Origin of the sequence: Desulfopila aestuarii DSM 18488 (assembly GCF_900143695.1) — a bacterium.
Classification (GTDB): Bacteria; Desulfobacterota; Desulfobulbia; order Desulfobulbales; family Desulfocapsaceae; genus Desulfopila; species Desulfopila aestuarii.
The window spans coordinates 11,786-24,194 of the sequence record NZ_FRFE01000027.1 but is presented as its reverse complement, the minus strand read 5'-3'; the positions used below and the strand labels follow the sequence as shown (position 1 = coordinate 24,194).

10 protein-coding genes and 1 pseudogene are annotated in these 12,409 nt (G+C 48.3%); 7 read left to right on the top strand and 4 right to left on the bottom strand.

Going from position 1 to position 12,409, the window contains the following annotated elements; all coding sequences use genetic code 11:
* Positions 1-159: 159 nt before the first annotated feature.
* Both BUF15_RS20300 and BUF15_RS20295 read right to left on the bottom strand, forming a co-directional pair.
* On the bottom strand, positions 160-1,071 hold the full coding sequence (locus BUF15_RS20300; RefSeq protein ID WP_073615549.1) for a proline dehydrogenase family protein: 912 nt from the start codon (positions 1,069-1,071) through the stop codon (positions 160-162).
* Between the two features lie 482 nt (positions 1,072-1,553).
* A complete protein-coding gene (locus BUF15_RS20295) occupies positions 1,554-3,329 on the bottom strand; it encodes a sigma 54-interacting transcriptional regulator (protein ID WP_084554281.1) in 1,776 nt (591 codons plus the stop codon).
* A gap of 425 nt (positions 3,330-3,754) precedes the next feature.
* Here BUF15_RS20295 and BUF15_RS20290 point away from each other — a divergent pair, with 425 nt between their 5' ends.
* Both BUF15_RS20290 and BUF15_RS20285 read left to right on the top strand, forming a co-directional pair.
* Complete coding sequence (locus tag BUF15_RS20290; protein ID WP_073615548.1) at positions 3,755-4,954, top strand: aminotransferase-like domain-containing protein; 1,200 nt, start codon at positions 3,755-3,757, stop codon at positions 4,952-4,954.
* A 69-nt stretch (positions 4,955-5,023) separates the two neighbouring features.
* Positions 5,024-5,224, top strand: coding sequence for a DUF2905 domain-containing protein (locus BUF15_RS20285; protein ID WP_073615547.1), 201 nt, complete (start codon positions 5,024-5,026; stop codon positions 5,222-5,224).
* A gap of 105 nt (positions 5,225-5,329) precedes the next feature.
* Here BUF15_RS20285 and folE2 read toward each other — a convergent pair whose 3' ends face one another.
* Entirely contained in the window at positions 5,330-6,067 is a 738-nt protein-coding gene (folE2, locus tag BUF15_RS20280) for a GTP cyclohydrolase FolE2 (RefSeq protein ID WP_073615546.1), read from the bottom strand.
* 387 nt (positions 6,068-6,454) lie between these two features.
* On the opposite strand from folE2, the gene BUF15_RS20270 reads away from it, so the two are divergent.
* From BUF15_RS20270 to BUF15_RS20250, 5 genes and pseudogenes are all read left to right on the top strand, one after another.
* Positions 6,455-6,847 (top strand): RNA-binding S4 domain-containing protein, encoded by a 393-nt coding sequence (locus BUF15_RS20270; protein ID WP_073615544.1) that lies wholly within the window; start codon positions 6,455-6,457, stop codon positions 6,845-6,847.
* Positions 6,848-6,955: 108 nt separating this feature from the next.
* Positions 6,956-7,531, top strand: a pseudogene (locus tag BUF15_RS20265) (IMP cyclohydrolase); the annotation flags it as partial.
* 47 nt (positions 7,532-7,578) lie between these two features.
* Positions 7,579-8,160, top strand: coding sequence for a formyltransferase family protein (locus BUF15_RS20260; RefSeq protein ID WP_073615542.1), 582 nt, complete (start codon positions 7,579-7,581; stop codon positions 8,158-8,160).
* Positions 8,157-8,693: a bifunctional pyr operon transcriptional regulator/uracil phosphoribosyltransferase PyrR gene (gene pyrR / locus BUF15_RS20255; protein ID WP_073615541.1), complete on the top strand. Its 537-nt coding sequence runs from the start codon at positions 8,157-8,159 to the stop codon at positions 8,691-8,693. Before BUF15_RS20260 ends, pyrR begins: the two co-directional genes overlap by 4 nt.
* 85 nt (positions 8,694-8,778) lie before the next feature.
* Positions 8,779-11,013 (top strand): peptidase U32 family protein, encoded by a 2,235-nt coding sequence (locus BUF15_RS20250; RefSeq protein WP_073615540.1) that lies wholly within the window; start codon positions 8,779-8,781, stop codon positions 11,011-11,013.
* A gap of 89 nt (positions 11,014-11,102) precedes the next feature.
* On the opposite strand, the gene BUF15_RS20245 is transcribed toward BUF15_RS20250, so the two are convergent.
* Positions 11,103-12,203, bottom strand: a complete 1,101-nt coding sequence (locus tag BUF15_RS20245; protein ID WP_073615539.1) for a cyclic nucleotide-binding domain-containing protein — start codon at positions 12,201-12,203, stop codon at positions 11,103-11,105.
* Between the last annotated feature and the right edge of the window lie 206 nt (positions 12,204-12,409).

Below are 12,409 nucleotides of genomic sequence, written 5' to 3'. Positions count from 1 at the left end.
GTGAAAAATTCAAGACAACGAAAGCTGTATCTTATCCTCCTTTGTGGTTGAAATTGCTGTCAGCTGACAACCGCAAGATTTCTCAAGGAAACCTTGCGGTTAACGGCTTGTAATTGGAACAGGTATAGTCAGATTTTTTGTTGAATCCTTCAGTTATCGCTATCCTTTAAAGAAGATGGCCTTGAGTATTACACTGGCCATTGCCGGATTCTCTTTAACACGGCGCGTACAATATCCAAACCAATGTTTTCCGAATGGTACGTACACACGCAGCCTGTGTCCGGCGTCGACAATAGATTGTCGAAGTGCTGGGGTAACCCCATAGAGCATCTGAAATTCGTAATTTTCTTTAGGATAATTGTATTTTTCAAGAAGCTTGTAGGCGCCATCAATGACAGGCTTGTCGTGGGTTGCAATCGCCGGATACATCTTCTCTTTGAGCATGAGTTCGATGTCTTCAAGGAAGTGGGTATTTATTTCGTCATACTTCTTATAAGCAAGCGATGCGGGTTCGACATAAATTCCTTTGCAGAGTCGGAAATTAATTGGAACCTCCTCGCTATGTATATCTTTGAAATTTTTTATATCCTGGTGTGTTCGCTTGAGATAGGATTGTAAAACAAGACCAACATTTGCAGGAAATTCCTCTTTCAACCTTCTGAAAAGCTCGATTTCCATGTCCGTACAGGGAGTATCCTCCATGTCGATCCTGACGAAATTGTTGTATGAAGCAGCTTTTGCAACAATCTCACGTATGTGCTGGTAGGCCACTTCCTTATCTATGAGTAAGCCAAAAAATGTCGGCTTGAGACTGTAGTTGCCATTCACTTTAGCCTTTTCTGCCACTTCAATAACTTCGAGGTATTCGTTTTTATTGGCCTCGGCTTCATCGAGGTTTTTAATAAACTCACCCAGGACATCAATGGTGGTGAGAATGCCTTGCTCGTTGAGCTTCAAGGCAGCATTCACCGCATCTTCAATTGTTTCTCCGGCAATATAGTCCTTTGAAAACTGCCAGACCAATTTCTCTGGCATGTATGGCAATATGTTTGATATCAATTTGTTCAGCATCTTCGTCCTTTATCTTGAGAGAGAATCTTGCAACAGGTTCAGTGTCTGAAACCAAATTTCCAAAGATGCGTGACCAATGGTTCTCGTTCACCTTTGTTTGACTTCTTTGATGAATCCTGTCACTTCAACTGGATGACCTGCTTGCCGTAGAGCAAAAAAGGTGCCAATGACTTTTGATCTCTCGAAGGTACTGTATTTGTAATGTGTATCTTGCCACCATTACTTGCCAGCTAATGGCGGACCGTGGGATGGAGTAATATAAAACAATGCTATTAATATCTGTAAATTATGTCTATTGCCTGTCGGATTGAATGATCGGTTTGTCTAAGGGGTGACAACGCAAGGGGGGGAGAAGGATGCAAAGTCTGCGTACTGAATTCGCATGATGAGGAGGGCTGGCTAAAAGGAGTTTATGAGGATTTGCTGAATGAATTATTCAAAAATGAATAAAACTGGATGGAATATCATGAGATATCGGAATGTTATTTAATATTGAGCTTCTTGATTCGTCGGGCAATGGTAGGCTGGCTCACGCCGAGTACTGCTGCGACGGCACCTTGGTTTTTGTATGTTTGAAGCGTTTGAAGTATAACTTTTCGCTCTACGTTTTCCAGGATCTGTTTTAATGACAGCCCCTTCGGCCACCCGGCTTCCAGAATTGATGGACCTGGACTGTCATTACGGACATCTTTGGGAAGGTCCATTTGGTCAATTATGTCTGTGTCTGACATGACTATTGCATGTTCGCAAATATTCATTAATTCTCGAACATTTCCTGGATACGAGTAGGATAGCAAGGCATCGAGGGCTGCTCTGCTTACCCGTTTGCGAGTTTTGGTTATATCGCCAAAATAATCAAAATAGTATCGTACAAGGGGCAAAATGCAGTCCTTTCGCTCACGTAAGGCCGGTACATGTAGAGGAATAACGCTGAGACGGTAATAAAGGTCCTGCCTGAAGGTTCCTTTTGCGACCATGTCCTGAAGATTACGATGGGTAGCAACCAGAATTCGTGCATTGACGTTTATAACCTTTGTTCCACCAACTCTGGTCAGGCGACCTTTCTCGAGAAAACGGAGCAATTTTACCTGGGAAGATAACGGTAACTCACCAATTTCGTCGAGGAACAGGCTGCCACCGTCTGCCAGTTCCAGAGAGCCCGGCTTGCCACCAACTTTGGCTCCGGTAAAGGCTCCCTCTTCGTATCCGAAAAGCTCTGATTCGATAAGCGATTCGGGTATGGCGCCACAGTTGATTCTGATTAACGGTTTTTGTGCACGGCTTGAGTTTTTGTGAATGAGGTTGGTAATAAGCCCCTTCCCGACGCCTGATTCGCCAGTGATTAAAACTGTTGAATTCGCTGTGCTTACCTTGAGTGCTTTTTCGAGTACCTTGATCATGGAAGGGCTTCGAGCGATTATTTTATGTGTTTTCAGGTCAGCCAACTGCATCTGCAACAGCTGAGACTGCAACTGGTCTGTAAGTGATCCCTGCTCTTCCAATTCACGATGTAAATTGTCGATTTCAGTAATATCCCGCTCACTCACAACTACAGAAATGAGAGAGCCATTGTTGTCAAATACGGGGGTGCCTATAGAGATGATTTTGCGGTTATCTTTTTCCTGCAAAAGGCTTACGGTTTTTTTCTTCTCAATTGCCTGTAAAGCAGCGGATTTATCAATGAATCCTTCGGCAATGAGGTCTACCATATTTTTCCCAATCAACTGCGTAGCCGAGATTTTATGGATTCGCTCAGAAGCTGGATTGACACGAATGACATTGGCATTGGCATCGCAGACGAACAGCCCATCGGATGAGGAATCAATTATAGCTTCCAATTCGCTGGTAAGATGCTGAAAAAAGCGCATCTGCTTGGCAACTTCTTCAAATTCTGTGCTTTCCTCTAATAGGCAAATTGCACCAACCAGTTCAGCCTGCAGCTTTAATGGGTTAACAACAATTCGATACTCGTTGGATCCGACCTGCATGGAGGGTACAACCCGGCGTCTACCATCCATAAGGGTCTTGTCGACCAGATTCATCAAGCTCGGGATGATGTCTTTCAGTAACTTCCTGACTGCAGCGCCAAATTTTTCGTTGGCGATCGCATTGGCGACAAAAATACACCCACGTCGATCAACTGCTAATACGCAATTTCTCGAGACGTCGACTATTGCTTGGCATAGCACCTGCCAGTGGGGTGGTGGGTTGGAGATAAGTGCTTCGATTTCAGAGGTTAAACTGTTATTTTTATGCATGATGTTTCTTGTTTAGCCAGGTCAGGTTGTTGTTTTGAGCCAGGTATGCAGCAAATCACTCCTTCTGAATATACAGAAATGAATAAATATTCACATTAGAATAATGGGCCAGTATGAGGAGCGTGCAAGTGGAGGTGGCCAGGTCCACTTTGAGATAACCTGATACCTCCAAACCTTCGTGGGTAGTAAACTCCGATGAATATTGTGAGACATTCATAGCAATTGCTCAGATCAAAGATCTCTTGTGATGAACGGTGCGGAGGAGGGTGATGCATCGTTAACGAATAATAGTCTCTCTATGTTCAAAGTAGCTGGTTGGATAGCCATTTCTTTGTTAGAATCCCGTGGAAAATGCTATGCCAGGATACTGGCCTTTCGGTAACATCGCTTTTGTCTCCCCAAAAGCAGTATAACAGGAACAGGTTATGGAAAAACATTATGCCGAGCGGATAGTCTCGGTACCACGATCATTTATCCGGGAAATATTGAAAGTCTCCATTGACCCGGAGATTATCTCTTTTGCCGGTGGTTTGCCGAATAAGGAGTATTTCCCGGTAAAGGAAATACAGGCCGCAGCAGAGAAGGTTTTTGCAAGTGTCGGTGCCGATGCTCTGCAATACAGTAATTCCGAGGGACTTATCGAGCTGCGTGAGTTGATCGCCAGGCGCTATCATGAAAAGCAGGGACTTGATATCTCGCCCAACTCTATCCTTATTACCAACGGCTCTCAGCAGGGTTTGGATTTGCTGGCTAAAGCGCTCTTGAACGAGGGTGATGCGGTGCTGATTGAGGAGCCGGGTTATCTGGGAGCGATTCAGTCCTTGTCGTTGTATCGTCCCCGATTTTGTCCGGTCGAGGTAGGCACCGAGGGGTTGGATGTGGCGATGTTGGATAGGGTAAGTACAGCGTCTGGCGCGAAGTTGCTCTATACCGTACCGAATTTCCAGAATCCTTCCGGCGTGACCTATAGTGAAGCAACCAGACGGAGCGTTGCTGAAATAGCAAAAAAGAACGATTTTCTGATTGTTGAAGATGATCCCTATGGCGAATTGCGTTTTGCCGGCAAAATGAAAACTCCGCTTTACGCGTATGCGCCCGAGAAAACTGTTCTTCTTGGTTCTTTCTCCAAAGTGGTGGCTCCAGGATTTCGTCTTGGCTGGCTTGTGGCGCCTGAAGGACTCTACGGGAAGCTGCTGGTGGCCAAGCAGGCTGCGGATCTGCATACCGCAAGCGTCAATCAGTATATCGTGAGCCGATTCCTGACCGACAACAATCTTGACGACCATATCAGCAAGATCATTGATGCTTATGGAGGACAATGCAAGGCAATGGTGGAAGCTGCACACCGTTGGCTTCCGCCACAAGTGACTCTCTGGGAGCCTGAAGGCGGGATGTTTCTCTGGGGGCAGTTGCCAGCGGGGATGGACGCGATGGAACTGTTTGACTTCGCTGTACGCGAGAAAGTTGTGTATGTGCCGGGGGCGCCATTTTTTACAAACGGAAAAGGCGGATCTACCTTTCGGCTCAACTTCTCATGTAGCGGTGCGGCGGAAATCGAAGAGGGAATGCAAAGGCTGGCAAGAGCCTTTGCCGCCTACGCAGCGAGCGGCAAGATACGATGTTGAAGCAACAACCGCCGGCGACAATTGCCGGCGGTTGTTGGGAACTCATTTCAGAATTAAGCGGGTGGTGAAATGGGCAGAAACCTGATCATCCTCGGAATCGTCCTGGTTGTCGTCGGCCTTTGTTGGCCCTGGCTGCAAAAGATACCCCTGGGCCGTTTGCCCGGGGATATTATGATTAAGCGCGAGGGGTTCCGATTCTTTCTGCCGATTACTTCATGTTTATTGGTAAGCGGTATCGTCTCGCTGATTCTCTGGCTGTTCAGGAAGTAGCGGAGTGGGTGGATTCTGACGATTATCCAGCCAGGTTGTGCGTTCCATTAGATTCAAGGTATGTTTGTTACGTCGTTGTTGTTCTAATGTAATTGTATAATTTTTTTAGCGAATCTCGTCACTGTCAACATAGGCATAGGCGCTGTGCTTATGGATCGATTCAAAGCTTTCCACCCCTGCAGAGAACCAGCCGATATCGGGATGGGCCAAGGCTGATTCTGCAACTTTTCGTACTACGTCCTCAACAAACATCGGGTTTTCGAAGGCACGCTCGGTGACATACTTCTCGTCGGGGCGTTTTAGGAGCGCGTATACCTCACAGGAAGCACATGCCTCGACCATGGTGATGAGATCCTCCACCCAGAGGAACTTTTTCATCTGCACATTGAGGCTTATTTCGGCGCGCTGGTTGTGGGCGCCGTCAGAGCTGATCTCTTTCGAGCAGGGGCAGAGAGTGGTGACGGGCACAACCACGCTGAGGATGAAGTCCTGATCTTCGCCGATACCTCCGGAGAAGGTGCAATTGTATTCCATCAGACTCCGGGTTTGGGTCACCGGGGATGTCTTTTCGATAAAATAGGGGAACGTCATTTCCAGTCGGGCGCTTCGTGAGTTGAGCGATTCCTGCACGTCTTTCAAGATCTGGTGAAAGCTCGCCACGCTCAGTTTATCGAGAGAGCGATTGAGTACGCTGGTGAAGGTGTCAACGCAACTTTCCCGGTTGGCTCGCGGCAGATTGGCCTGAAGATTGATGGTGGCGATAGTGTGCTGCAGTCCCCCACCTTTTTCGAGCACCTTTACTGGAGTATGAATGTTTTTGATACCGACGACGTGGATATGCATAACCTTCTCGCTGCAGGGATTGCCTGGACGGCATTGGTGTTGCCTGGGCCTGTGCAGGGCAGGACAGGACAAGTGGTGCAGATATCAGTGATTCCTGTAGGAAGTTTACTTACCCTTTTTCCCGGCTATCGACAATATTCTTTTCGTGTGGATAGTGATGTAAGGGCAACGATGTGGACTTATACGAGTGATGTTGGCAATGAAGCTTTAGGAGGTGGTTGCAGAATGTTCGGGTGTGCTTGGGGAAATATGTAGATAATTCGGACGAATACCTCTGGTGCCTTTTTGTCGTAACGGAAAATTTCAAGCGTTTAAGGGAAAATCAGTGTAACCTGAACGATTCAAGGATTTCCGGTTCTTTGTATGTCAAAATCCACAGGTTAACCTATGAATGACTCCACTGATGGCATTCGACTGGACAAATGGCTCTGGGCCGCACGCTTTTTCAAGACAAGATCGCTTGCATCTCAGGCTGTCACTGGAGGCAAAGTGCATCTCAATGGTGCCAGAATTAAGCCGTCTCGAATCGTCAAGGTAAATGATAAGCTGGACATAAGTAAAGGACCCTATACCTTTAAGGTGCAGGTGTTGGCCATTTCCGCCTACAGGCGGCCTGCAGCGGAAGCTCGTTTGCTCTATGATGAATCTGAGGAGAGTATCAGGGATCGCGAGCAGCAGCGGGAATTGAACCGACTGATGAATGCCGGCCATTCCGCCCCCGTCACGAGACCTGGCAAGCGGGATAGGCGAAAGATCAAGGCCTTTATTCGTAAAGACTAGAGTTGTAGATCGGATTGGCTGGATGAATTGATTGTCTCAAGTATTGTTTAAATTTTTTTTAAAATTGTCGTTATAGCGAAATACGTAACAGTCTTACTGGAGGGAATAATGCAGAAAATCGAACGTGCACTGATCAGTCTTACTGACAAGTCCGGAATTGAGGGTTTTGCCCGTGAACTTGCAGCCCTTGGGGTTGAAATTCTATCGACGGGCGGAACCGCCAAGAAAATTCGTGAGGCGGGAATCAAGGTGAAAGACGTATCTGAGTTCACCGGTTTTCCTGAGATGCTCGACGGTCGGGTCAAGACCCTGCATCCGAAGGTGCATGGTGGGATTTTAAATCAGCGGGCCAATGAAGACCATCGCCGCCAATGTGCTGAGCATGGTATAGGAAATATCGACCTTATTGCCGTTAATCTGTATGCATTTGAAAAGACTGTGGCAGACCCTGACTGCTCCCTGGCCGACGCCATCGAAAATATCGATATTGGCGGACCGACAATGCTGCGTTCATCCGCCAAGAATTTTCATGACGTGACCGTGATTGTCGATCCTGCTGATTACCCGCAGGTGCTGTCTGAAATCAAGGCTACTGGCAACACTACTCTGAAAACGCGGTTTAGGCTGGCGCGCAAGGTTTTTGCGTTGACCGCTCAGTATGATACGGTCATTTCGGCCTGGCTTGAAAAGGTTGATGTCGACAATAATCCATATTTTGCCGGAGAATAACCATGTTGAAGATGGCAGTCCTGCTTTCAGGCAGCGGCAGAACCCTTGATAATTTTCATGCACGTATTGAGGCGGGGACTCTTGCCGCCCAGATTCAGGTAGTCGTCTCCAATGTTGCCGGCGTGCTGGGTCTGGCAAAGGCGGAAAAGTATGGTTATCCTGCTTTTCATGCCGCTACCAATGACGAAATAAATACTATCCTCCAGAATTACGATGTGGATGTGATTTGCCTGGCTGGCTATTTGAAGTTGTATACTGCCCCGCCTTCTTTGGCCCGGGCAGTGATCAATATTCATCCTTCGCTTATTCCGTCGTTTTGTGGGGATGGATTTTATGGGCATCATGTCCATCAGGCCGTCAAGGACCGCGGCTGTACCTTGAGCGGCTGTACGGTGCATTTCGCTAACGAGCGATATGATGAAGGGCCAATTATTTTGCAGAAATCTGTCGAACTGGGTTACGACGATGATGTGGATACCATCGCTGCCAAGGTGTTTGAGGTAGAGTGTGAGGCCTTTCCCGAGGCGATCAATCGAGTTGCCGAGAAAGGTGTTGAGTTCTTCTGGAGGCGGGTGAAAGCGTGAGCGAACAGAAACGTACGATAATGACTTCTCAGGATATCGACCTGGCCCTCAAACGAGTTGGCTTGCAGATTCTGGAGCGGAATCAGGGGGCTAAGAGCCTTGCCATTGTTGGGATTCATACCTGCGGTGTATTTCTTGCCAAGCGCCTCTGCAGGATTCTTGAAGAGCAGGGCGGGCGACAAGTCGAATACGGCAGTCTGGATATCAATCTCTATCGGGATGACTGGAGCCTTATTTCCCAGAATCCGGTGGTGAAGACGACAGATATCTCTTTTGATGTGAACAATACCAATCTGGTGCTGGTGGATGATGTGGTTTTTACCGGCAGAACGATCCGGGCCGCCATGGAAGCGATCATGGATTATGGGAGGCCACACACTATTCAGCTTGCGGCCTTGGTGGATCGGGGCGGTAGGGAATTGCCTATTCAGCCAGATTATGTAGGTATGCAGGCAACCATTCTGCCTAAGGAGCGCATTCAGGTGTTGCTCGAAGAGAATGCTGATTGTAACGAAGTTGTTGTTGAGTGTTGAGGGTAATTGAAAGATTTTATGGCATTTCTGGTAGACGTAATATCGCGGAATATTGAAGTGCTGAATACAAAAGATGAAGTGATTTATGGAATTGCTGGCTCCTGCCGGAAATGTTGAGAATTTTCATGCCGCTCTGGAAGCTGGGGCGGATGCTGTCTATGTCGGGGTTCCTGGTTTTAATGCCAGAAACCTTGCCCGTGATCTGAAGCTTGAAGAGATCGGGGCCATGATCGGCTACTGCCGTGAACATGGTAAACGAATCTATGTTGCCGCCAACAGCCTGCTGCTTGAGCAGGAGTTGCCGGAGGTGATTGATACCCTTGGGGTACTTGAACAGTTGCAGCCGGACGCTCTGATCGTTCAGGATCTTGGGCTGATCAACCTCATCCGCCGTTTTTTTCCGGACGTGAAGATGCATGCCTCGACTCTTGCCGCGGCTCACAATCTGCAAGGAGTGGAGATGTTTTCCCGTCTGGGCTGTGAGCGGGTGGTCTTGGCGCGGGAGTTGACCCTTCCGGAGATTCAGGCGATTGCCGCCAGGACCAAGGTTGAGTTAGAGGTTTTTGTTCATGGAGCCATGTGCTTTTCCTATTCCGGCCTCTGTCTTTTTTCTTCCTATTTAGGCGGTAAAAGTGGTCTGCGTGGCAGATGCGTGCAGCCTTGTCGTCGTGGCTACACCTCTTCTGCGCCTGGCAAGAAAGCTCCAAAGGCGGGAGGACGGGGTAGCTATCTGTTTTCCATGAATGATCTGGACGGCCTTGAGGCTGTGCAGGATCTGAAAGACGCTGGCATTGCTTCTCTTAAAATCGAAGGGCGGCTTCGATCTGCCCGATATGTGGAAAAGGTCGTGAGTGCATATCGGCTGATGATTGATTCCACGCCCAAGACCCATGGGGAAGCACTGGCAGGAGCGCGGTTGTTGATTGAAGAAGCCTTAAGCCGAAAAACCAGCCCGGGCTATTTCTTTTCTTCGCAACCACAAGATGCCATATCTCCACTGCATTCCGGTAATATGGGCCTGCATCTCGGTCGGGGCGGAAATCCTGCCCAAAAAGAGGGCCGGCAGTGGCTCCATTTGAAGCTCAAAGAGCCGATTGTTGTCGGCGATCGGCTGCGGCTCCATCTTGAGCCGTCCGGGGAGCGGGTGGCGTTTTCTTTGAAAAGTCTGGAATCGAAGAGTGGGGTGGTTGATCGTGCCGGCGCGGCAGAGGTTGTCAATATCCTGTTGCCCGATGAAATTTCCGGATCAACATGGCAACATGTCGACTGTTACAAGGTCGATTTGGCGAAAGATGGCGGAGCACAGAACCGTGTTGCCCTGCCTGTAGAAATGGTGCGTGAGCAAATTGTAAAAGCGCAGCGCCGGAACGCTCGTCAGATCCAGGAAATTAGATGGAAGGCATGGGAGTGCTGTCACACCGTTGACGGGGCTGGCAAGGCTGCGACGTCTAAGCCGGGAGGAATGCGTCCTCAGCCTGGTGGCAAGAAGGGTGCACCCGCTAAGGTGCCGCTAGACTGGTGGCTGAAGCTTGACTCTGTTAAGCCGCTTCTTGGCAAAATGGAACTTCGCCCAGATCGGTATTTACTTTCGCTTGACCGTCAAAATGTCAACCAGGCCGGAGAGTTGAAGCGGCTGCTCGGTAAAAATATACGAAATGTTACCTGGGTATTGCCGCCAATCATGGTTGATCGCGATCTGGGACGGTTGAAAAAACAGATTGCTACCCTTATTCGTGCCGGTTTTCGCTGCTATCAGCTTGGCCATTTCAGTCAGCTCGATTTCTTTCGCGGCGAGAAGGTCTTTTTGTCCGCCGATTATACCTTGAATCTGATGAATAACCAGGCGCTATTGATGGCTGCTGAGGCTGGATTTGAGTGCGGCCAGCTGGCAATCGAGGCAGACAGGGAAGGATTGCGGGAAGCTATTCAAGGATATAAGCAGACCGGTGTGCCGGCAACAAAGCGAATTGGCGGCAAACGAAATATGCGACTTGGTCTCACAGTCTATGGGGTGCCGCCTCTGTTTACGTCGCGTATTGCTGCCCCGTTTTTCCCTTACGAGCGGCCCGTAGTCAGTCCGAAGCAGGAAAGCTTTGTCATCACCAAGAAGGATGGCTTGACCCAGACCCGTGCTCTTCGTCCGTTTTCGTTACTGCCCTATCTTCATGAGTTGAAAGGGATTGGTCTCGATTATGTGGTGGTGGATCTGAGTGGAGGACTATCCGGTAAAAAGGATATGCAGGAGCTGGCGGATCGACTTGCAGGCGCGGGAAGGTTGGGGAAATTGTCTACCTTTAACTATCTCGGTAAGCTGGAGTAGATCATAGCGATTTTTGATGAAAGAAAAAGAGGCGCATGGCTATCAAATGATGGCCATGCGCCTCTCTTTTTTTATTTGGAATTATTTGGTTAATTGGCCTTTTTGCTCCGACCTTCGTCGAGTTTTCGCATTCCTTCCATCAGTAATTTCATGAAGAAGCCAACCTCCGGAATCTCAAAATCTTCCGGCGGGATGCCCGGGGTGAAGCGGAACCGGCCGGTACTCTCCTTGAGAACTTCATAAAAGGCGCTGTCACCCATATGCTTGTCATATTTGGCTTTGATGAGCGATCCCTGGCGAAATGAGAATCTTGCGGTACCATTACTGAGGCCGGTTATGGTCAGGATGCCGGTCTTGCTGTTGGCATTGAGAGTCTGGAACAGGGCCTCTGGCGGGATCTCTGAGAGATTGCCGATCATGCCCGAAGAGAGGTCTTCAGCTCTGATCTGGTTAGAGATTTTGAGACGTTCTGCCATCAGCCGCGAGAAAAACAGCTGGATCGAGGGGTAACGATCGAGAATTTTTCTGAAATTATGCTGATCTATCTGAAGAATAGAGGTCGGTTCAACTACCTGTATAGTGGCGTTGACGGTATCGTTGCAGATAAGGCTCATTTCACCGAAAACATCACCACGGCCAAGGGTCGAGATGATGATGCCGGCGTTATTCAAAACATTGACGCTGCCGGAGACAATGATGTAGAAGTTACCGCCCGGGTCGCCCTTCCTGATGATGATATCGCCTTTTTGATGTTTGATCAGCTTGAAAAAGCCGACCACTTTGCTCATGTTTTTTTCGTCAATGTTCTTGAAAAAGGCGAAATCGCTGAGGACATGCAAGATAGAGCCAATCTCGTTGGAAAGTTGCTGATCTCCGCCAGAAATCTGCACCTTGTCGTCTAGGGTATGCTCGAGTTTGATTGAGCCGGTGCAGCCGCTGCAGCTGATCATGCAGACCGGAACTTTGTCGCCACGTTCATACTGAATAATGATTTTCGCAAGGTCGCCATTTAGTATCTTACAGGTATGCTTGCCTAAAGGGTAGTTGACGATAGCAGTCGTGACAAACGTGTTTTCACTGTTACTGCTGATCGGGATGGCTATACCCGTAAGATTGAATGAGTCACCGTACTCATAGAGTGGGCAGCTTCTGTTTTCAACGATACGAAATGAGATTTTCGGAAAGCCCATTGTGTAATGATACCTGCTATTCGAAGAGTTTGAAGAGATTATCGTAATAAAAAAGGTAGAAAAGTTTCTCTACTAGAGTATCGCAGCTTGGGGCATCGTGTCAAATCATCAGGTGGAAAGGCGTTGTCTCTTTATGGTATACTCTGAAGGAATAACGGATGGCCTGCTCTTGCCGGACCGGTTGGGCAGGCTGAACGGTCATGAAA